Annotated in this window: 19 protein-coding genes; 16 read left to right on the top strand and 3 right to left on the bottom strand. The window is 44.8% G+C overall.

From position 1 onward, the window contains the following. Positions 1 to 8: 8 nt before the first annotated feature. The 6 genes from C1721_RS06190 (at position 9) to C1721_RS06165 (ending at position 7,551) form a co-directional block, all read left to right on the top strand. Positions 9 to 1,553, top strand: coding sequence for a sulfatase family protein (locus tag C1721_RS06190; RefSeq protein ID WP_102407590.1), 1,545 nt, complete (start codon positions 9 to 11; stop codon positions 1,551 to 1,553). A 117-nt stretch (positions 1,554 to 1,670) separates the two neighbouring features. Next, positions 1,671 to 3,716 (top strand): beta-L-arabinofuranosidase domain-containing protein, encoded by a 2,046-nt coding sequence (locus C1721_RS06185; RefSeq protein WP_102407589.1) that lies wholly within the window; start codon positions 1,671 to 1,673, stop codon positions 3,714 to 3,716. A 251-nt stretch (positions 3,717 to 3,967) separates the two neighbouring features. Then, positions 3,968 to 4,678: a tRNA threonylcarbamoyladenosine dehydratase gene (locus tag C1721_RS06180; RefSeq protein ID WP_102407588.1), complete on the top strand. Its 711-nt coding sequence runs from the start codon at positions 3,968 to 3,970 to the stop codon at positions 4,676 to 4,678. Positions 4,679 to 4,719: 41 nt separating this feature from the next. Then, a complete protein-coding gene (locus C1721_RS06175; protein ID WP_102407587.1) occupies positions 4,720 to 5,373 on the top strand; it encodes an ABC transporter ATP-binding protein in 654 nt (217 codons plus the stop codon). A 21-nt stretch (positions 5,374 to 5,394) separates the two neighbouring features. Continuing rightward, entirely contained in the window at positions 5,395 to 6,765 is a 1,371-nt protein-coding gene (locus C1721_RS06170; RefSeq protein WP_102407586.1) for a sodium-dependent transporter, read from the top strand. A 75-nt stretch (positions 6,766 to 6,840) separates the two neighbouring features. Next, positions 6,841 to 7,551, top strand: coding sequence for a helix-hairpin-helix domain-containing protein (locus tag C1721_RS06165; RefSeq protein ID WP_102407585.1), 711 nt, complete (start codon positions 6,841 to 6,843; stop codon positions 7,549 to 7,551). A gap of 4 nt (positions 7,552 to 7,555) precedes the next feature. On the opposite strand, the gene C1721_RS06160 is transcribed toward C1721_RS06165, so the two are convergent. Both C1721_RS06160 and C1721_RS06155 read right to left on the bottom strand, forming a co-directional pair. Next, positions 7,556 to 8,062, bottom strand: a complete 507-nt coding sequence (locus C1721_RS06160) for a flavin reductase family protein (RefSeq protein WP_102407584.1) — start codon at positions 8,060 to 8,062, stop codon at positions 7,556 to 7,558. A 41-nt stretch (positions 8,063 to 8,103) separates the two neighbouring features. Further along, positions 8,104 to 10,431, bottom strand: a complete 2,328-nt coding sequence (locus C1721_RS06155; RefSeq protein WP_102407583.1) for a TonB-dependent receptor — start codon at positions 10,429 to 10,431, stop codon at positions 8,104 to 8,106. A 216-nt stretch (positions 10,432 to 10,647) separates the two neighbouring features. On the opposite strand from C1721_RS06155, the gene C1721_RS06150 reads away from it, so the two are divergent. Continuing rightward, entirely contained in the window at positions 10,648 to 12,048 is a 1,401-nt protein-coding gene (locus C1721_RS06150) for an alanine/glycine:cation symporter family protein (RefSeq protein ID WP_102407582.1), read from the top strand. 6 nt (positions 12,049 to 12,054) lie between these two features. On the opposite strand, the gene C1721_RS06145 is transcribed toward C1721_RS06150, so the two are convergent. Continuing rightward, the gene (locus C1721_RS06145; protein WP_102407581.1) at positions 12,055 to 13,275 is read right to left on the bottom strand and encodes a M16 family metallopeptidase; all 1,221 of its coding nucleotides are present in this window, start codon (positions 13,273 to 13,275) and stop codon (positions 12,055 to 12,057) included. 180 nt (positions 13,276 to 13,455) lie between these two features. Here C1721_RS06145 and C1721_RS06140 point away from each other — a divergent pair, with 180 nt between their 5' ends. The 9 genes from C1721_RS06140 to C1721_RS06100 all read left to right on the top strand — a co-directional run bounded on the left by C1721_RS06140 (position 13,456) and on the right by C1721_RS06100 (position 22,982). Continuing rightward, positions 13,456 to 14,067, top strand: coding sequence for an SIS domain-containing protein (locus tag C1721_RS06140; protein WP_102407580.1), 612 nt, complete (start codon positions 13,456 to 13,458; stop codon positions 14,065 to 14,067). A gap of 10 nt (positions 14,068 to 14,077) precedes the next feature. Further along, positions 14,078 to 15,007 carry a carbohydrate kinase family protein gene (locus C1721_RS06135; RefSeq protein ID WP_102407579.1) on the top strand — a complete coding sequence of 310 codons (930 nt, stop codon included), beginning with the start codon at positions 14,078 to 14,080 and terminating at the stop codon, positions 15,005 to 15,007. Between the two features lie 70 nt (positions 15,008 to 15,077). After that, a complete protein-coding gene (locus C1721_RS06130) occupies positions 15,078 to 16,133 on the top strand; it encodes a tyrosine-protein phosphatase (RefSeq protein WP_102409270.1) in 1,056 nt (351 codons plus the stop codon). A gap of 126 nt (positions 16,134 to 16,259) precedes the next feature. Beyond that, positions 16,260 to 18,008, top strand: coding sequence for a DEAD/DEAH box helicase (locus tag C1721_RS06125; RefSeq protein ID WP_102409268.1), 1,749 nt, complete (start codon positions 16,260 to 16,262; stop codon positions 18,006 to 18,008). A gap of 74 nt (positions 18,009 to 18,082) precedes the next feature. Next, positions 18,083 to 19,696 carry a dipeptidase gene (locus C1721_RS06120; RefSeq protein ID WP_102407578.1) on the top strand — a complete coding sequence of 538 codons (1,614 nt, stop codon included), beginning with the start codon at positions 18,083 to 18,085 and terminating at the stop codon, positions 19,694 to 19,696. A 47-nt stretch (positions 19,697 to 19,743) separates the two neighbouring features. After that, on the top strand, positions 19,744 to 20,913 hold the full coding sequence (locus tag C1721_RS06115) for a C1 family peptidase (protein ID WP_102407577.1): 1,170 nt from the start codon (positions 19,744 to 19,746) through the stop codon (positions 20,911 to 20,913). A gap of 220 nt (positions 20,914 to 21,133) precedes the next feature. Further along, positions 21,134 to 21,769, top strand: a complete 636-nt coding sequence (locus C1721_RS06110; RefSeq protein WP_102407576.1) for a ribonuclease H1 domain-containing protein — start codon at positions 21,134 to 21,136, stop codon at positions 21,767 to 21,769. A 62-nt stretch (positions 21,770 to 21,831) separates the two neighbouring features. Next, complete coding sequence (locus tag C1721_RS06105; RefSeq protein WP_102407575.1) at positions 21,832 to 22,047, top strand: hypothetical protein; 216 nt, start codon at positions 21,832 to 21,834, stop codon at positions 22,045 to 22,047. A 26-nt stretch (positions 22,048 to 22,073) separates the two neighbouring features. Next, positions 22,074 to 22,982, top strand: a complete 909-nt coding sequence (locus C1721_RS06100; RefSeq protein ID WP_102407574.1) for a glycosyltransferase family 2 protein — start codon at positions 22,074 to 22,076, stop codon at positions 22,980 to 22,982. Positions 22,983 to 23,043 lie beyond the last annotated feature (61 nt).

The following is a 23,043-nucleotide window of genomic DNA, read 5'->3' as shown; positions in this document are numbered from 1 at the left end:
AATAGTATATGAATTTAAACAAAAGAATTTTAGGAGTCGGCTTTTTGCTATCCGGTGTTGCCCTGACAGCACAAGGACAATCACGTCCAAACCTGATCTATGTATTCGCAGATCAGTTACGGGCTGATGTATTGGGCTATGCCGGAGACGCAAAGGCTGTTACCCCTAATATTGACGGGTTTGCCAGGCAAGCCGTCAATTTCAAGAACGCCGTATCGGTAACTCCGGTAAGTGCCCCTTACCGTTCATGCCTTTTCACCGGGAAATATACAAGTTCAACCGGCTTCATTATTAACGAGATTAACATGAATCCCAATCACCGGACAATCGCACACATACTGGGAGATGCAGGCTACGATTTAGGTTACGTTGGCAAAATGCACCTGAACGACCAGCATCACAGAAGCTACAAGCCCGGTCCTGAACGTATGGGGTTTGATGGTTATTGGGCCGGTTATTCTTTTAATCATGAAAGCTATAAAGCTTATTACTATACGGACGGAGAAAACGGGGAAGAAGTAGAGGTTGACCTGAAAGGACAATACGGGCCGGATGTTTTTACCGGATTGGCCGTAGATTACATCAAAAAGGAAGCGAATAAAGACAAACCATTCGCTCTCTTCCTTTCCTGGAATCCTACACATGATCCATGGGTTAAAGAAAATGTACAAGAACACTGTTATGAGAAATTCAAAAATACCCAGTTTGAACTTCCTCCTAACTTTAAGAATGTGCCGGATAAATACATGGACCGTTATCCCCAAGAGTTCTTCGACGGAGATTCCGCATGGAAAGAAAGCTTTACTAAAGGAGGCGGTTATCAGGAAACCATGCGCTGCTATTACTCTATGGTAAATTCAATTGATGAACAATTCGGGCATGTATTATCCGTAATAGACAGTTTAGGTTTAGCTGATAACACAATAGTTGTTTTCACTTCGGATCACGGAGAGATGTTCGCGTCGCAAGGCAGGATGTACAAGCTGACTTTCTACGATGAAGCGGCACGTATTCCGTTCCTGATCCGTTATCCCAAAGTACAAACAGAAGGAGAAAGCGATGTTTGCCTAAATACTCCGGATATTACTCCAACTCTGCTTGGGTTAATGGGATTAAACGAACAAATCCCGCAAGAAATGGAAGGAAAAGATTTAAGCTTCATTCTCCGTCATGAAAAAGGAGAAGAACCTGCTTTTGCTTTCATGCAGGGAATGGGGCACACCTATCAATGGAAAGATGGTTTTGAATGGCGTGCGGTTAGAGACAAACGCTATACTTATGCCAAATACCTGAGAGACGGTTCCGAACTATTATTCGACCGTGAGAAAGATCCGTATATGACAGAAAATGTTATCGGGAAAAAAGAATATGCATCTGTTTTGAAAAAGCTCCGTAAAGAAATGACCGGTAAAATGGCAGAATTAAACGATGAATTCAAGCCTTGTACATGGTACCGGGATCATTGGATGTATAAAAATTACAGCATCAAAGCTGCAGCTCACGGTGAATTCGGACCATTACCTCCGATTGAACCATATCGTACCAAAGATTAACAATCAAAATAATCTAATAAGCGAATATTAACTCAAAATAGCATACCTCCAAAAATAAATCTCTATTTTTGAGGTGTGCTATTTTAATACTATTAATTCTCAAAATTAGTTACGACCATGAAACATTTAGCAATGGCCGCATTAGCGGTTCTCATTACCGCTATTCCCGTAGCAGCCAAAACGGAAACAGGGAATACTGGAAGTATCAATGTAAACTATCCGAACAATCGTTACCCGTTAGTTACGAAGCCTTATATGGAACTCCCTATCGGGACAATCCGACCTTCCGGATGGCTGCAAGAACAGCTACAACGTATGTCCGACGGAATGACCGGGAATCTCGACCAGGTATATGAGATAGTTATGGGCCCTCGCAACGGCTGGTTAGGAGGAGACGGCGATGTGTGGGAACGCGGTCCGTACTGGATAGACGGTTTATTACCGCTTGCCTATATTTTAAACGATCAGAAACTGATAAAGAAAGTACAGCCGTGGATAGAATGGACGCTTGCTTCCCAAAAAGAGAACGGATACTTCGGACCTGACACCGACCGGCCTTATGAACAGGGATTGCAAAGAGACAATGCACAAGACTGGTGGCCTAAAATGGTTATGCTGAAAATTATGCAACAGTATTATTCGGCAACAGGAGATCAGCGGGTCATTAAATTCTTTACCAATTATTTTAAATACCAACTGAACGAATTGCCTAAAAACCCTCTTGGGAAATGGACATTCTGGGGAGAACGACGTGGCGGCGACAACCTGATGATCGTTTATTGGCTTTATAACATCACCGGCGATAAATTCTTATTAGACCTGGGCGAGCTTATTCATAAACAAACCTTCAACTGGACTGATATATTTTTGCAAAAGGATTATCTGGCACGCCAGCATAGCTTACACTGCGTAAACTTGGCACAAGGATTCAAAGAACCCGTTATCTATTATCAACAAAGCGGAGATCAGAAACAACTGGAAGCTGTTAAGACCGCTTGCAATACGATACGCAATACAATTGGCTTGCCTACCGGTTTATGGGGTGGCGACGAATTAATCCGTTTCGGTAATCCAACCGCAGGTTCTGAACTATGTACTGCTGTAGAGATGATGCTTTCCCTTGAAAAAATGCTTGAAATAACCGGCGATGTACAATGGGCCGACCATCTGGAGCGCGTAGCTTACAACGCTTTGCCAACACAGGTAACAGACAATTACGACGCCCGCCAATATTATCAACAAACAAATCAGGTAGCCGTAACACGTGAATGGCGCAACTTTGTTACTCCACATGATGACACGGATATTCTTTTCGGAACTCTTACTGGCTATCCATGCTGTACATCAAACCTGCATCAAGGTTGGCCGAAGCTAGTGCAGAACCTCTGGTATGCTACAGCCGACAACGGAATAGCAGCACTTATTTATGCACCGTCGCAGGTAACAGCTAAGGTGGCAGACAACGTAACTGTAAAAATCGAAGAAAAGACCAATTACCCATTTGACGAACAAATCAGTTTCAATCTGTCATTCCCGGAAAAGACCAAAGAAGCCTTCTTCCCTATCCATCTGCGTATACCGGAATGGTGCCGGAATGCGGTTATTACTCTCAATGGAAAAGCATTGGATGTTGATAACTTTGCAGGAGAAATAACGCGTATTAATCGTAAATGGAAGCATGGAGACCAACTGTGCATCGAACTGCCCATGCAGGTAAGCTCCAGCCAATGGTACGACGGCGCTGCCGTTATTGAACGCGGACCGCTGCTTTACGCATTAAAGATGAATGAAAAATGGGAAAAGAAGCAGTTTGACAAAAAGGATGCCGCTATTTACGGAGACTGGTATTACGAAGTAACGTCCGACAGCCCATGGAACTATGCTTTATCACATAAAGATATTCGACCGGAAAACATCAATAAGTCTTTCATTGTAGAAAAAGCAAAAACCATCGCTCCTTATCCGTGGAACGTAGAAAACGCTCCTGTCTGCATCAAAGCAAAAGGGAAACGTTTGAACGGATGGACGCTCTACCGTGGTTCGGCAGGTGACATATCCTATTTCACTCAACAAGGAAATGACTTTGGTGAAGAAGAAACGATAGAACTGATTCCATACGGTTGTACAACATTACGTATTACCGAATTCCCACTCCGAAACTAGTACCTGTCCGGTCAATATAAAAAGTTTCACTTTATTTCAAGCTGGAGAAACATTTGTTCCATCGGGATGAAACACTTGTTCCTTCAGCTTGAAACTTTTGTTTCACCGGCATGAAACACTTGTTCCTCCAGCATGAAACGTTTGTTCCGCAGGCATGAAACAAAACAAAACCCCGCTCTTCCGTTATTAAAGTATAAAAAACCACCCCCAATTCCTTCCGTTTTATTACTTTTGTACCTAAAAAGACAGAAATGAGTTATAGTTGGAATACACGTACAGAGCTTTTACTGGGAGCAGACCGGATGGAATATCTGTCGAAAGCCCATGTATTGGTAGTTGGCCTGGGCGGTGTAGGAGCTTATGTTGCAGAGCAAATCTGTCGCGCCGGAATAGGGCATATGACGATTGTAGATGCAGATACGGTAAACGAAAGCAACCTCAACCGTCAGCTTCCGGCTCTCCACTCCACTATAGGCAAACCAAAGACAGAAGTAATGGCAGCCCGTTTGCTGGATATCAATCCCAGCTTAAAACTAACCGTATTCAACGAGTTCCTGCGTGATGAAAAAACAGAAGAAATTCTGTCTAAAAGTTTCGATTTCATCGTAGATGCTATTGATTCGTTAAGTCCAAAAGTTTTCCTCATATATCACGCCTGCCAACGGAATATCCCGATTGTTTCCTCGATGGGCGCCGGAGCAAAAACCGATCCGTCACAAGTAAAGATAGATGACATTTCTAAAACATATAACTGCGCACTGGCAAAAGTTGTACGCAAAAGACTCCGGGGATTGGGGATAAACAAAGGCGTTCCTACTGTTTTTTCTTCCGAAATGGCAAACAGCGACGCCATCATTGAAATAGACAACGAACAATGCAAGCGATCTACCACCGGAACGGTATCTTACATGCCAGCCATATTCGGTTGTTATCTTGCTTCATACGTAATACGAAATATATAATCCGTTGACCATAACGCGTCAATTATTAACTATTTATTAAAATGATACAAACCGAAGGAATTACGAAAAGTTTCGGTAATTTACAAGTATTGAAAGGCATCGACCTCACGATTGATAAAAGTGAAATGGTTGCAATTATCGGTCCGAGCGGAGCTGGCAAGACTACTCTGTTGCAGATAATAGGAACGTTAGATTCACCAGACAGCGGCAGGCTTACCATTAACGGTACGGAAACCGGTTTGCTAAAAGATAAAGAACTTGCCGCCTTTCGTAACAGGAACATTGGGTTTGTGTTCCAATTTCACCAATTGTTACCGGAGTTCACGGCATTGGAAAATGTAATGATTCCGGCTTTAATCGCGAGAGAAAAACCGGCGGTAGCAGAAAAGCGAGCGAAAGAAATGCTGGACTTCCTGAAATTATCAGACCGCATGTCGCACAAGCCGGCGGAGCTTTCCGGCGGAGAAAAACAACGTGTAGCCGTAGCCCGGGCACTAATCAATAATCCGGCGGTTATTCTTGCTGATGAACCGTCAGGAAGCTTGGATACAAAAAACAAAGAAGAACTGCACGCCCTCTTTTTTGAACTTCGGGAACAGATGAAACAAACATTTGTAATCGTTACGCATGACGAGCAACTGGCTTCCAGTGCTGATCGTGTAATACACATCAAAGACGGCGTAGTTTCAGAGTAAATAACTAATTATAAACTAAAAATGACGACTAACACCAGAGCAACCTTTGGCAGTAAAATAGGAGTAATATTGGCAACCGTAGGGTGTGCCGTAGGATTAGGAAATATCTGGCGCTTTCCGTACATGGTAGGCTCAAACGGAGGAGCAGCCTTTTTGCTTATTTACGTAATCTGCATTCTTTTGCTAGGTCTTCCGGTAATGATCACGGAGTTTTTTATCGGACGCCGTTCCAGAAGAAATGCTGCCGGAGCTTTCAAAGTAATGGCGCCGGGCACAAAATGGAGTTTCATCGGTTATAACGGCGTATTGGCCGCATTCCTTATTCTCGGGTTTTATTCTGTTGTAGCGGGCTGGACACTTGAATACATAATGCAGGCATTCAGCGGTTCTCTCAGTGGAAAAACCGCGGCGGACTTTGCTGTAGAATTTGAAACATTCTCCTCCGGTATTATCCGCCCCATTGGTTGGACAATCGCTTTTATTGCCTTGACACATCTCATTATCATATCAGGAGTAAAGAGTGGCATTGAACGTGCCTCCAAAGTAATGATGCCTGTTTTGTTTTTTATTCTGGTTGCGTTGTGTATCCGTTCGGTTACCCTGCCGGATGCAACGGAGGGCTTAAAGTTTTTATTCCATCCTGACTTTGAAAAAATAACCTCTTCGGTTGTATTAAGTGCAATGGGACAAGCCTTTTTCTCATTAAGTATCGGAATGGGATGCCTCATCACATACGCGTCTTACTTTGGAAAAGAGACAAACTTACAGACAACCGCGCTACAGGTTACGCTGCTCGATACATTAGTCGCCATATTAGCCGGCATTATGATATTCCCGGCTGTATTCAGTTTCCATATTGCTCCAACGGCAGGACCGGAACTGGTATTCATCACATTGCCTAATGTATTTGAACAACTGCCTTTGGGTTGGCTTTGGTCTTTCATCTTTTTTGTACTTCTGGCGTTGGCGGCATTAACTTCAACAATATCCTTGCATGAAGTGGCAACGGCCTATGTACACGAAGAATATCATATGTCTCGTAAAAAGGCAGCATGGTTCGTATCCATAGGAGTCCTGGTTCTTGCGGTAATAAGTTCGCTGTCTTTCGGAATATTAAAAGAATACACTATTTTCGGATTGACATTCTTTGATGCACTGGATTATTTAACGGCCAAGATAATGTTACCTCTCGGCGGAATGTTTATTTGTATCTATGTAGGAACGCGTGTTGATCGTAAAATCCTGAAAGAGGAGTTGACCAATAAGAGCACTATTCCTTTCCATTTTTTCAACACATACGCTTTCTTTATGAAATATATTTCCCCTATTGCCATTGGTATTATTTTCCTGAACGAATTGGGAATTATTAAATGGATTAAAGGATTACTATAATCGTAAAAGTAAATATACCGGTAAAATAAAACCGGTATATTTGCCCCTTTAATAAACAACGAAAACCCGACAACTATGAATTGGCGTGACTTATTTTACTTCTCCAAAGGAGAACGGCGTGCATTAACAGTATTGCTTCTACTAATCACTCTTTCTTTTCTTATTCTCCAACTGACAGAAGAAAAGATTCCATCGGAATATAAAGAAGAAAAAGGAACTGAAAAGCATCTTTCAGTTCAACACGACACAATAAAGAAGACAACAAAACAATCTGTTCCCGTAAAGGCTACAAAAAGTTCCTACCGGAAGAAAAAAGAATTTCTCCCGAGAGAAACTAAAATTCCTTCCGAAAGGAACTTTTTCTCCTCTCAGAAATATCCTAAAGGTACAATTGTAGAATTGAACTCTGCCGATACGACCATATTAAAAAAAGTCCCGGGTATCGGCAGCACCTTTGCCCGCCGCATCATCCGGTTCAGAAACCTTTTAGGAGGATTCTATTCCGTAACACAGCTAAGCGAGGTATATGGAATAGATTACGAACGGTATGAATCGATAAAATCATGGTTTTCTGCAGATCAATCATCAATTCGTCTCATAAAAATAAACCATTTATCCGCCCGCGAACTGGCCAAACATCCTTATATTAACTATAAACAAGCCAAAACAATAGAGAGGTTGGTAAAACAAAAAAGCAGGCTCACCGGATGGGAGAACCTGCAACTGCTGGAAGAATTTACGGAAACGGATAAGGAACGTTTAGTTCCCTATCTGTCCTTTGAGTAATAAATTACTTTTCCCAGGCATTAACAATTTCTGCTACATATACAAGATGTGGATTTCCACTGGCCTCATTGTACCAACGGTCAAAAAGGGAAACATCTTTAAATTTATCCTTCTCTATCTCGGAAGTATAAAGAATTTTACATTCCAAAGTCAATCGGGATTCTTCAAAACAAGGATTGCCATTCTCCGTAAAATAAGGTGTTAATCCGGTTGCTGCTACTTTATCTATATCGCGACCGGATTTACTTCCGCAAACGGCATGTACTTTCTTATATTCATCTCCCAGGAAAGAGAGGGTAAACCATCCTTTTTCTTCGATGAATCCGCGTGTATAACGTTCCGGCCGGACAAATACAAATACAACATGCTTGCCCCATAATTCGCCGGCACCGCCCCAACTGGCCGTCATCATGTTAAACTTATCCTTGTCGCCTGCACTTACAAGCATCCATTCTTTACTGATTATTTCAATAAAATTATCTTTGATCAGTGTCGGATTAATTGTTTTCATACCTTTTACTTATTTTGTCTATCAAAGATACGAATTAAATCCTATTTCCCCGTACTCATTACGCCCGAATCATTATCGGCATTATTCAGCTTTTTCTGTCCGGCACTGTATTTTCGTCCGAAAGAGAAGTTATAAGAAACGGTGACAACGAACACGCGTGAACTTTCCTTTATATACATAGAGCGTTTATAGGAAGCATAGCGGTTCCAGTTTTCCGTTTCTACCTTATAATTATCGGTAAACGGATTTATAACCCGCAAACCAACATTCAAATCTTTATGACGATAACTCAACATAATAGCTTGTATATTCTCTCCCCCCGTCAGAGTCTCACCTTTGAACCAGTTCCAGTTAGTCATAACCATATACCACAATGATAGCTTTTTCCAGGTTACAGATGCATTTACATCACACCACCAATTCGTGTAACGATGCTTATAGGTATTGCCGTTACTTATATAATGATTTACGCCACCGTCAAAAGAAATCTGGAAAATATCTTTAACAGGCCCAAACTTTATATTGGCATCTGCAACCATGCGTTGCCAGTTCTTTTGGTTATCCCATGTTTGGATAATCTTATTTCCTTCCTGATATTTTTCATCCATAATAGCATCCGGCTGATACTCGTATGCTCCGGTAAAATTAGTATAAAACAGACCTTTGCGAAATTCGTAATTCAACTCTGTATAATAGCTCATATAGGTTTTCAGATTCGGATTACCGCGTTGTATCTGCAAAGAATCTATCACCTGATCTATTGCACTTAGTTCACCCAAAGAAGGAGTAACATTTCCTATAGTCGCTTTCAAACGGATAGACGATTCGCCGGGAAGCGGACAGAAAAGAGTCAAACGAGGGTTCACTGTATAACGCTCGTATGTATCTTCCGCTCCGCGCTGGCTATAATAGGAACGATTAACGCCAAGGCCCAGAGAGTAATCCAGCTTCTTCACCTTCCCTTTGAACTCACCATACACAAAACTTTCAGCCTGTACCATGTGAGTCTTATAATTGTGTCCATTAATATAGGCATTATCCGAATAGGATTGCGTATGACGTAAACCTCCGCTTAAACGATTGCCATTTTCCAGTTTCTTCTCATAAATCGCTTCACCGATTAATGAATATTTTTCACCGTTTACCTTATTATTAATATCTGTCAGCATTTCGTCAGTCCGGCTTTCTTTATAGATACGGGCAGATTTTGTTTTATTATAAGTTCCAACCAGATTAAAGACCAAGGTTTGGTCATTCTTCAAATCCCGTTGATAATATAAGTCCAAAGCCGGAGTTTTATAATCATTGTCATTACGGTCAATCATATCCACCCTGTCTTCCTGATTTTCTTTATTCATCAACACGCCTTTATAGTCCCAACATGGCTGATGCGTAGTTCTATAGCGAAAAGTAGCATTAAACATGTATTTTTCCGGCTCCTGATAACTGTAATTCAGATTCATATTATGCATAAACATCCGGCCCCGTGATGGTTCTCCAATTTCCACACGATCTAATGATGTTCCGTCTGCCAAATGAAATTCTTCTTCGTTATTACGTTTCAGACCATAAAAATCACGTGGACCGATACGGTAATAAGCGCCCCATTCCGATTTTTTATGATTCACTTTAGCCGATACATTATATTCTCCCCACATAGCATTCAATCCCTGTTCCATATTTATAGCAAAACTTCCTCCCGTATCCGGACGACGCACAATATAATCCAACACAACATCGGCATTGCCATAACGGAGACCTGGATTGTCATGATATTCTATACGGATAATATCCGATGGAATCAGAGTTTTTATGTCTTCCTGCTCTACTTTTACGCCATTTATACGAAGCTGCACGACTCCATTTCCCGGCATTTTAATCTGACTGTTCAGCATATCTACCTGAATACGCGGCAACATCATCTGTTGAAGTAAATCCATACCATTGGAGGAGACTTTTAACTGGCGTTCGGAAGGAAAAACAATCTTGCGGTCCATGCGGCTAGTTTGTCCGGATGCAGTAACCGTTACATTATCCAGAGACACAGCCGCATCTCCCAACAAGATATCGCCAAGCACAACACTTTTAGAAAAACCATCTAATGTTATGTATTCCGTATTATATCCAATACTGGATACTGCCAATATATAATTACCCGGTATTACTCTGTCAAGGGAGAAATTTCCCTTTTCATTTGTAGTTGTTCCCTGCACAAAAACAGAATCACTCATTTGCAACATCACATTCGCAAATTCCAATGTTTCGTTATTACGCGCATCTTTCACTTGTCCCCTTATCGTTAAATTTTGAGCAAAAGATTCTATTGTCATGCAGCAAAGCAACATGACTACTATACTTATACGTTTCATATGTTATTGTCTTATTTTTCTTCTCACAGGCTAGTCTGTTCCGCTTGTAATTTGTTTTTTATTAATAAGACTACATAACTTCATTATTGGTTACAATCAAAAAGAAAAAATCTGCAATATCAATATCTGAAAAACTATCTTTACAACACAACGATTTGTAAAACAAAGATGTTTTATCTAAGTTTGTATTCTATCGGATAATTTATATACATATTTATGGATATAGTAAATGAATGGATTAGCGGAATAAACGAAATCTTGTGGTCATACGTATTAATCGTTATGCTGCTGGTTTGTGCGATCTGGTTTTCATTGAAAACACGCTTTGTACAATTTCGTATGATCGGTGAAATGGTTCGTTTATTAGGCGATTCGGGTATCATCAAAAACCGTGAAGAGAAACATATATCCTCTTTCCAGGCTTTTGCCGTATCGCTTGCCAGCCGTGTAGGAACAGGAAATCTGGCAGGGGTAGCTACCGCTATTGCCATCGGTGGTCCGGGCGCTATCTTCTGGATGTGGCTTATCGCTTTGTTAGGAGCAGCCAGTTCTTTCGTTGAATCTACACTGGCTCAATTATATAAAATAAAAGGCAAAGATTCTTTTATCGGCGGACCGGCGTATTATATGGAAAAAGGGTTAGGTTTACGATGGATGGGAGTACTTTTTGCCATCCTAATCACCATCACTTTCGGATTCGCCTTTAATTCCGTGCAAAGTAACACCATTTGTGCAGCATGGGCTGGAGCTTTCGGATTCGACGCGGCTATGGTAGGAGGTTTTCTTACTTTTTTCACTTTACTTATCATCTTCGGAGGAATCCAGCGCATTGCCAAAGTAAGCGGTATTATTGTACCGATCATGGCACTCGGTTATATCATCCTGGCATTAGGCGTGGTACTTTTTAATGTAACAAAATTACCGGAGGTATTGAAACTAATTGTAAACAATGCTTTTGGTTGGGAGCAAATAGCCGGAGGCGGGGTTGGCGCTGCCCTTATGCAAGGAATCAAACGCGGATTGTTCAGTAATGAAGCCGGCATGGGATCAGCTCCTAACGTAGCCGCAACCGCGAATGTTTCCCACCCGGTAAAACAAGGATTAATTCAGACTTTAGGCGTATTCACCGATACTCTTATTATATGTACCTGTACAGGATTTATCATACTCTTTAGCGGAGCGCCTCTGGATGGTTCTATAAACGGAGTACAACTCACCCAACAAGCGCTAACCAATGAGATAGGGAATAGCGGTTCTATATTTGTTGCTGTCGCAATCCTGTTATTTGCTTTTAGCAGTATTATAGGGAATTATTATTATGGAGAAGCCAATATACGCTTCTTCACCAAAAGAAAAGATGTATTAATTATATACCGTCTTTTATGCGGTGGAATGGTGATGTTCGGAGCTTTAGCCAGTCTGGATCTTGCCTGGAGCCTGGCCGATGTAACAATGGCTTTAATGACTATCTGCAATCTTATTGCCATTTCCTTATTAAGCAAAGAAGCATTTCTCTTATTACAAGATTATCATGTACAGAAACAGAAAGGCATTAAAAATCCCCTATTTGAGAAATCCCGTATACCCGGATTAAAAGGAGATATTGAATGCTGGTAAATCATATTACTGATAGATTAGACAGAATAATTGTTCCGGAGCAAAGATTTCATTCGCAACTGCCAGAATATCTTCAGCAGTAAGCTTTTCAACTCTATGGAAAACTTCCGGAAGTGTATCGTAATGATTATAATGTAAAAAGCTTTTGCCTAATCCCAGGAACAATCCTTCACGGTTATCACTGGAAACTCCCAACTGTCCGATTACCTGTTTTTTAGCAATAGTCAGTTGAGACGTACTTAATTTTACATCACGTATCTTTGTCAGTTCTTTATTCACTAGCCGGATTGCCTTTTCCATATTTTTCGGATCAGTACCAAAATAAATAGTTGCCAATCCGGTATCAGTATAGGATGTCACATTAGATTCTACATTATACACCAGCCCATTCTTTTCACGAAGTGACAAATTAAGGCGGTTATTCATTCCCGGCCCACCTAATAAATTGTTCAATAAAAACAAAGGAAAACGCTTTTCATCGAACATGCTGTATGCACGGCTTCCGATCAAAACATGTGCCTGATGTGTATCCTTATGGATTCTTCTCTCTGTAGGAGCAACGAATTCCGGAGCCTTACGGTTACGGTTAACCATCGGAAAAGAAATATCCGCCAAAGCATTCTCGGCCAACCTGACAATTTTCTTAAAGTCTATGCGTCCCATCGAAAAGAAAATCATATTTTCAGGAGCATAGAATCGTTTCATAAAAGAACGTCCGGATTCCGAATTAAAACTTAAAAGAGATTTTTCATCACCTAATATATTATGACCTAACGCATGTCCTTCAAAGATAAAATTCTCGAATTCATCGAATATAAGCTCCGAAGGACTGTCTTCGTATGAATTAATTTCATCCAGAATAACATCCACCTCTTTTTCTATTTCCTGTTGTGGAAACTGGGAGCAAAACACCAGATCGGCCAACAACTCAAAAGCCCTTCCGAAATGTTCTTCCATAAAAATGGAATAAATAAAAGTCTCTTCTTTCGTGGTATACGCGTTTAGCTCGCCCCCGACATTTTCCATCCGGTTTAATATATGCCAAGCTTTCCGCTTCTTCGTTCCTTTAAATATCATATGTTCCACAAAGTGCGCCAAGCCAAATTCGCTCCCTTCTTCGTCTCTCGTTCCGGCATTCACCGCAAAACCGCAATAGGAAACGGGAGAATCTACCGGAAGATGTACAATACGCAAACCGTTGGAAAGAGTATGTGAATAATAATACATTATCTGCCTGTTTAATTATTTGAGGCAGCAAAATTACAACAAATATTCTATTAGGCAGAAGTAAATTGTATTTGATAAAAGATAAAAATCGTCTTTACAATATACGAGTGTCACCAAAATGCAATACTTTTGTAATCTCTTATAAGAAAGCACAGGTCATAAATAATTCAATCAACAGTTATGATAAACGAGAATATCTCTTTTATATTGGAACAGGAAGCGGAAGCTGTACGTAACATTCCGGTCACACATGGATATGATGAGGCGGTAGACCTCATAGTAAAGCATGTGCACAAACAGGGGGGCAAACTAATTACCAGCGGAATGGGAAAAGCCGGACAAATAGCAATGAATATTGCAACCACTTTCAGTTCTACAGGCACTCCCGCTTTTTTCTTACACCCAAGCGAAGCGCAACATGGTGACCTGGGTATTGTAAGAGATAATGATATCATGCTACTAATATCCAATTCAGGCAAAACCCGCGAGCTGGTGGAATTAGTTGACCTGACAAAAGGATTAGCTCCGGATATGGAATTTATCGTTATTACAAGTAATCCGGATAGCCCTCTGGCAAACGCTGCAACCGTCTGCCTGCTGACAGGAGCGCCTAAAGAGGTCTGCCCATTAGGACTAACACCTACAACGTCTACCACCGTAATGACTGTTATTGGAGATATTTTGGTTGTAAACACCATGAAGCATATTAATTTCAGCAATAAAGACTACGCAAAAAGGCATCACGGCGGTTATCTGGGCTCTAAAAGCCGGGAACAAAGTAAAAACGAATAACAAGCATCCAATGAGAAAAGTATTTGGTATAGGAGAAACAATCCTTGACATTATATTTAAGGACGAGCAACCCCATACCGCCGTACCGGGCGGATCTGTCTTTAACGGGCTGGTATCTTTAGGGCGTCTTGGCGTACCTGTCTCTTTCGTCAGCGAACTGGGAAATGACAGGGTGGGCGAGATTATCCGAACGTTTATGGAGAAAAACCATATCTCTACTGAATTTGTGGATTGCTTTCCATCCGGGAAAAGCCCTATTTCCTTAGCTTTCCTTGATGAAGAAAATAATGCGGATTATGTCTTTTACAAAGACTATCCGGCACAACGGTTGGAAATGCCCTTGCCTGATATTAATGAAGATGACATATTCATTTTCGGGTCTTACTACGCCCTTAATCCTGTACTAAGAAACAAAATGCTTGAAATCCTCAATTACGCCCGTGAACAGAAAGCGATTATTTACTATGATCCGAACTTCCGAAAAGCACATGCGCATGACGCCATACGTTTAATGCCAACAGTGCTCGAGAATTTGGAATATGCCGACATTGTACGCGGGTCGGATGAAGATTTCATGAATCTGTATGGAAAAAACGACACAAAAGAAATATATAAAGAACATATTCAATTCTATTGCAACCGTTTTATCTCTACACATGGAGAAAACGGTGTAAACCTGTACACAAATACACAAACAAAGCATTTCAATACTCCTGAAATCAAACCTGTAAGTACAATTGGAGCTGGAGACAATTTTAATGCAGGTATTATTTATGGTTTACTTAAATATAAAGTACGCCATGAAGATCTTCCCGCATTAAGCGATGAAGCCTGGGGAAAGATTATACAATGCGGGATAGATTTTGCAACAGAAGTATGTAAAAGCTATAACAACTATATCTCTGAGGAATTCGCAACTACCTATTCCCAACAATATTAAATATCATTAACTCCGATTGAAAAATAGTCAGTTTTATTATCTTTGTAGGTAAAGTATATAAAATACGATGATGATAGGTAGGTTTATTTCTTTATTCGCCAGTGTAAGCATGTTAATAGGATGCAATTCCCGTATACCGGAGATTCGGTCCATTTGCCTGCGTGATGATATTGGCAATTATGTAATTAAATGGGAGACCGATCCAGAGATAGAAGGACTGCTTAAAATGTACGTGTCCGACGATCCTGAAAAGTTTAATATGTCTAATCCGGCAGGCTATGCAAATATAAAAGACGGCGTAACCACCTATATAACGAATGATAATATAACACGCAAATACTTCCGGCTCTCTTTCAACGATAAATATTACCAAACAATAGGAGCCCGTTCCGTTCCCACGGACAGTGTACAAAACTTACGGGATATGGGAGGATACTTTAACCGTCAGGGAAATATGACAAAATGGGGTAAAGTATTTCGGTCCGGACAACTCGGTTCTCTTGGGGAATGGGATACTATCCGTATAAATAACTTAGGTATAAAAACGATCATCGACCTTCGGGCTGATGAAGAGATAAAAAAAGAACCAATCAAATATCCCCATGCCAATATAGTTCATATTCCCGTATCCACCGGGAGAATGAAAGACGCTTCGGCACGTATTACAGAAGGACGGATGCGAAAAGGAGACGCGTTACTTTACATGCAGGATCAATACTTGCAGTTTGTAACGGATAACAGCGAGCAGTTTGCCAAAGCACTCGAACTATTTGAGAACAAAGAGAATTATCCTATTTTGTTCAGCTGCTCTTTAGGGAAAGACCGTACCGGATTTTTAGCAGCAATGCTACTGGCCGCTTTAGGCGTACCGATGGAAACAATAAAGCAAGATTATATTGCATCCAATGATTATATTAACATCAGCCATCTTGCCTATCTGGCTAAAGACCTCAGTTCGGATGCACAGGAAAGCATAACTGTTATCCTCACAGCCAACGAATCCTTTTTGGATATTGCCCTCCAAAAAATCAACAAAGAATACGGCTCTATAGACAAATACCTGTCTAAAGGATTGAATATAACAGAAAATAAACGTGATAAAATAAAAGATATATTGCTTTATTAGCATGTATCCGAATTATTTACGTACCTTTGCGCGTTTTAAAGTCATTACATACAATACATATATCATATTTTGAAAACATTTGAAGAATTAGGAGTTGCCGCACCAATACTAAAGGCAATCCAGGAAATGGGCTATGAATCGCCCATGCCCGTACAAGAGGAAGTGATTCCTTTCTTACTGGGAGAAGATAACGACGTAATTGCACTTGCACAAACAGGAACAGGTAAAACGGCTGCATTCGGATTGCCGATATTGCAGAAAATTGACGTTCATACATATCAGCCTCAAGCTCTTATTTTATGTCCTACCAGAGAGCTTTGCTTACAGATAGCTGACGATTTAAACGATTATTCCAAATATATCGACAACTTAAAGGTATTGCCTGTATACGGTGGATCCAGCATCGAAAGCCAGATAAAGACGCTTAAAAGAGGCGTACACGTAGTTGTTGCCACTCCGGGACGTCTATTGGACTTGATGAACAGGAAGACCGTAGACCTCAGCCTGGTAAAGAACGTTATACTGGACGAAGCGGACGAGATGCTGAACATGGGCTTTACCGACAGCATCAACGCCATCCTTGCAGAAGTACCCGCCTCACGTAACATGTTGCTCTTCTCTGCCACCATGCCGCAGGGCATTGCCGGCATCACGAAGAAATACATGAACAACCCGAAAGAGATCGTGATTGGGCGGAAGAACGAAGGCAACAAGAACATCAAGCATATCTATTACATGGTTCATGCACGGGACAAATACCTGGCGCTGAAACGTATTGCAGACTTCTACCCCAACATATACGGCATCATCTTCTGCCGTACCCGTAAAGAAACACAGGAGATTGCCGACAAGTTAATCCAAGACGGTTATAATGCCGACTCATTACACGGGGAATTAAGCCAGGCACAACGTGACTACGTAATGCAGAAGTTCCGCGTAAAGAACATACAACTGCTGGTTGCCACAGACGTAGCCGCCAGAGGCCTGGATGTAGACGACCTGACACACGTAATCAACTACGGGCTGCCCGACGAAATTGAATCCTACACACACCGAAGCGGACGTACCGGACGTGCCGGCAAAACAGGTATCTCCATCGCCATCTGCCATGTGAAAGAGAAAGGCAAAATACGTGAGATAGAACGCATCTTGAACAAGAAGTTCGAAAAGGGAGAAATGCCCAGCGGCCATGCCATCTGCGAAAAGCAACTGTTCAACCTGGTAGACCAGATAGAGAAAGTAAAGGTAAACGAAGAAGAAATAGAATCACTCATGCCCTCCATCTTCCGCAAGCTGGAATGGCTGGACAAGGAAGACATCATCAAACGCGTCGTTTCGATGGAGTTCAACCGTATGATAGACTACTACAAAGATGCCGACGAGATAGAACTGGTAGACGAACGCTCGAGCCGTGGAGAACGGAAAGAACGCGGCAGCCGGTTCGGACACGACTCCGAAGAAGGCTATTCACGCTTCTTCCTGAACTTCGGTAAAGCCGACGGCCTCTTCGCCAACCAACTGATAGAGCTGGTAAACAAATGCGTTCCGGGCAAAGTCCGTATCGGAAGGATAGACCTCCGCGAGAACTTCTCATTCTTCGAAGTAGAAGAGAAAGAAGCCAAGCGCGTGATGGACAGCATGAACGGCTTTGAAGTAGACGGACGCCGCATATCCGTAGAACCGGCCCAAGCCCAGAAAGGCGACCGAGGCAAAGGACGAAGCGGAAGCAGAAGCGACCGCGGAGGCAGCTTTAGAGGCAAGCGAGACGGCAAAGACTTTGGAAGCGGTGAACGCAAAAGTCGCAGCAGCTCAGACAAGCCCTGGAGAAGAAGCTCCTCCGAGCGCGATTCACGCAAGAAACGATTCAACAGATAAAACAGCCAAGCGGTATTCTTTACAGATACCGCTTTTTTTATATCTTTACGCACTATTCCTAAACACATGATAAAATGAATAAGACAGTTAACCTCGTACTCCTCATGCTATTGACCTGTGGCAACCCCGTTATTGCGCAGGATATCGAATACTCACAACCCGTCAATTCACCCGAAAGCTGCACCAGCATCATGGTAGGCAAGAAAGCCTCCGCCGACGGCTCGGTCATAACCAGCCACACCTGCGACGGCAATTACCGGAGCTGGATGACCATAGTACCGGCAGCTACCTACGACCGCGACACCACCCTGGCCATCTGCACCGGACGGATGCACACCGAGTTTGCCGACGACCAGAGCCGCCTGGAGTACAAAGGAACTATCCCCCAAGCCCGTTCCACCTATCAATACCTCAACACCGCCTACCCCTGCCTGAACGAAAAGCAACTGGGCATAGGCGAAACCACCATCACCGGACGCAAAGAGCTGGAGAATCCCAAAGGACTGTTCGTCATTGAAGAACTGGAAAAGATAGCCCTTCAACGCTGCACCACCGCCCGCCAAGCCATCCGCCTGATGGGAGAACTCATTGCCCGGTACGGATACGGCGACTCCGGCGAATGCCTCACCATTGCCGACCCCAACGAAGTATGGCACTTCGAAGTCTTTGGAGAAGGGCCGGACAAAGTAGGAGGCGTATGGGCAGCCATCCGCATACCCGACGACCATGTAGGCGTATCGGCCAACATCCCCCGCATATCTACGTTAGATGTAAAAGACAAAGACAACTGCATGGCCTCGGCCAACGTGTTCGACGTAGCCCGCAAGCTAGGCTACTGGGACGGCAAAGAGCCCTTCAAGTTCTGGAAAGCCTACGCCGGCGGCAACTACTTTGGCGAACCCAAGTCGTTCAGCCTGCGCGAATACTTCATACTGAACGCGCTCGCCCCCTCACTCAAACTCTCCTACGATGCGGAAGAACTGCCCATCAGCGTAAAGCCGGACAAGCCCGTAGCCATTACCGACGTGATGGCCCTGCTGCGCCAGACCTACGAAGGAACCGAGTGGGACGTCACCCGCAACCTGAAAGTAGCCGTAAAGAACAAGGATACGAACACCACCGACACCATCATCAGCCAGTCGGCCAACCCCTGGATGTCGTTGGATATGATGAATATGCTGAACGGCATCAAGCCCGGCACCGTAACCCGCAACCGCCTGGTAGCCGTGCCGCAGTGCGCCTACTCCACCGTGATACAGCTCAGGAGCTGGCTGCCCGATGCCGTAGGCGGCGTAGTATGGATGGCACTGGATAACCCCGGCCAAAGCCCACGCATCCCCATCTTCTGCGGAACAACCCGGCTGCCCGAACCCTTCAACATCTGCGGACAACACCGCCACCGCACCGACGCGGCCATCTGGAAATTCCGCGAAGCCAACAAGCTGGCCACCGTACGCTGGGGAATGACCAAAGGATACATCAACGACGGCATATCCCACTTTGAAGAGAAAGGACAGGCAGAAATGCCCTTCGTAGAAAGCCGCTACCAGGCACTGCGCACCGAGAAAGGCGATGCCGCCGCCAACGCCTTCCTGACCGGATACACCGCCGACTTTGCCGGCTCGGCCATGCAACACTGGCAGAACCTGGCCGACGAGTTCTGGAAGACATTCGCACGAGGCTTCTAGCCCGCCACACATCCCGTAATTATCAATCATAAATCATACATCACACCATGAAAACACTCCTCCTCTCGTGCGCCCTCTCGCTCATAGCCTGCGGAGCACAAGCACAAGGCTACCGCTTTACCGAAACAGTACGGTTGCCCGCCACCCCCGTAAAGAACCAGGCATCCACCGGAACCTGCTGGTGCTTCGCCACCACCTCCTTCATGGAATCCGAACTGCTCCGGATGGGAAAAGGCACGTACGACCTCTCCGAAATGTTCATCGTACGCCAGAAGTACATAAACCAGCTGCAAGACAACTACCTCCGCCAGGGGCAAGGCAACATCAGCCAAGGAAGCCTGTCGCACACCTACAAACACGCCTTCTGCCAGGTAGGCGTAGTACCCGAAGAAGTCTACACAGGCATCAACTACAACTCCGACCGCCACAACCACGGCGAGCTCACCAAGTACCTCCGCGCCATTGCCGACGTAGCCGTAAAGCAACGCCAACGCAGTCCGGAGTACTACAAGCTGATAGACAACCTGTTCGACACCTACCTGGGTAAGCTGCCCGAGCGGTTCACCTACCAGGGCAAGGAATACACACCGCAGACCTTTGCCGCCTCGCTGGGACTGGACATGGACGATTACGTGGAACTGACCAGCTTCACCCATCACCCCTACTACCGGAAGTGCGACGTAGAAGTGCCCGACAACTGGGAGCACGAGCTGATGTACAACCTCCCGCTGGATGAAATGATGGAGACCATAGACCACGCCCTGGCCAACGGCTACACCGTCTGCTGGGACGGCGACGTGAGCGAAAAAGGCTTCTCCTTCAAGAACGGCGTAGCCATCAACCCCGAAGTAACCAAGGTAGAAGACTACTCCACCACCGACCGCGCTCGCTTCGAGAAGATGGACGCCAACGAACGCCTGGAAGAAGTCTACAAGTTTGAGCACCCCTACCCCGAGGTACGCGTCACCCCCGAAGTGCGCCAGCAAGGCTTCGAATCGTTCGTTACCACCGACGACCACCTGATGCACATCACCGGCCTGGCCAACGACCAGAACGGCACCCGCTACTACATCACCAAGAACTCATGGGGGACAGACCGCAACGCCTTTGGCGGCTACCTCAACATGTCCGACAGCTTTGTACGCGCCAAGACCATCTACATCATGGTGCACAAAGACGCCATCCCCCAAGACATCAAGCAGAAGCTAGGCCTGTAAGCCCAGCTCCCACAATGCCTGCGGCAGCGCACTGTACTAGTGACACACTCCGCACCGTACAGTAGGCACACAGATGACACAGACAGGCGCAGATGAACACAGATTATCTATTTTCTTCAATAATAATATCTGCGTAAATCTGTCCGATCTGTGTCATCTGCGTGCCATGAGCCCGCCATGTTGGAAATTATACTACCTTTGCAGCAAAAGAAAGCACAGCATGGCACAGAAGAAACACTACGTGGTATGGAAAGGCGCTACACCGGGCATCTACGACAATTGGGCGGACTGCAAAGCGCAGGTGGACGGACAGGAAGGCGCCAAGTACAAGTCGTTCGAGACCGAAGAAGAAGCCATCGTGGCCTATCAGAAGGGCTATGAGCACTACCTGAGAGCCTCCTCCTCGGCCAAAGCCGCCAAGAGCCTGCAACCCCGGCAGCCCGTAGGCAAGCCCCTCAACGAGAGCCTGGCGGTAGATGCTGCCTGCAGCGGCAATCCGGGTGACATGGAATACCGGGGCGTTTATACCGCTACCGGACAAGAAGTGTTCCACGTAGGGCCGCTAAAGAGGGGGACGAACAACATCGGCGAGTTCCTGGCCATCGTACACGGTCTAGCCCTCTTGAAGCAGAACGGCAGCAGCCTGCCCATCTATTCGGACAGCCGCAACGCCATCCTGTGGGTGCAGAAGAAGAAGTGCAAGACGCTGCTGGAGCGCGAGCCTGCCAACGCCCCCATCTTCGACCTGATAGAACGTGCCGAACGGTGGCTCAACACGAACACCTACACCACCACAATCCTTAAGTGGGAAACCTCCGAGTGGGGCGAGATACCCGCGGACTTCGGCAGGAAGTAGGTACGTCCGCCCCTTCACGGGTGACACTACTGTTACACACATCAAAACAACAAACACATCACATGAACAAACTGACACACTGGTTGAACCATCCCGCCCTGCGGAAAGAGAGCACGCTCTTCTGGACGTGGACGGCATCGGCGGTTCTCTTCGTGATCCCGATGCTCTACACGCCGGGTGCGGACTACGTGGTGTCGCAATACGTGCAGTGGTTCAAGCGACTGGGAGATGATCCGCCTGGACTTCAAACCGAAAAAATACCTATCTTTGCACAGTAGAACAACATTCAATAACCCAACACACGATGGCTCACGACAGTAATATATTCTCTATTCTTATCCCCACCTGGAACAATCTGGGGTATCTCAAACTGTGTCTGGAAAGCATCCGTAAGAACTCCGCCTACAAGCATCAGATACTTATCTATGTAAACGAAGGCGCTGACGGCACGGCCGAGTGGCTGCAAAGCCAGGGCGGCGAGTACGAGTACATACACAACCCCGAGAACGCTGGCGTATGCTGGGCGTTGAACGCCCTGCGCACAAAGGTACAGACAGACTATATCCTGTATATGAACGACGACATGTACGTCTGTCCGGACTGGGACAAGGTGCTGTGGGAAGAGATCGGACGGATGCCGGACAACCGGTTCTTCCTGTCCGCTACGCTGATACAACCGCGCCCTTTCTTCTGCAAGAGCGTGATTGCTCCGGCCAACTTCGGCGAGAGCCTGGAGACGTTCCGTGAACAGGAGCTGCTGGACAACTACCGCACACTGCCCCACGCGGACTGGATGGGCTCTACGTGGCCTCCCAATGTGGTGCACAAGGAGATGTGGGACTTGGTAGGCGGCTACAGTGTGGAGTTCTCGCCCGGTATGTATAGCGACCCAGACTTCTCCGCCAAGCTGTGGATGGCGGGGGTGCGTATCTTCAAGGGGCTGTCCGAAAGTCGGGTGTACCACTTCGAGTCGGTCTCTACCGGACGCGTCAGGAAGAACAACGGCAGCCTGCAATTCCTGCAGAAATGGGGCATCACGTCGGCTTCCTTTATGAGAGACGTCCTGAGGCGAGGCGAACCGTTCGATGCCGCCAAGGCAGGCAAGCCTGACGAGTTGCGGCTAAAGAAGGACATCGCACGCAGCCGCCTTAAGAAGTGGCTATGCGCCTTCAAGAAGAGCGGACAGGCTGCATCGCTTTGGGAACAGAAATAGAAGAGAGATAACATAACAACACATCATACTATGCATCTGGGAGTAATACTGCCTCACACAA

Source organism: Parabacteroides bouchesdurhonensis (genome assembly GCF_900186615.1).
GTDB lineage: Bacteria > Bacteroidota > Bacteroidia > Bacteroidales > Tannerellaceae > Parabacteroides > Parabacteroides bouchesdurhonensis.
This window is presented reverse-complemented; position numbering and strand designations above follow the sequence as displayed.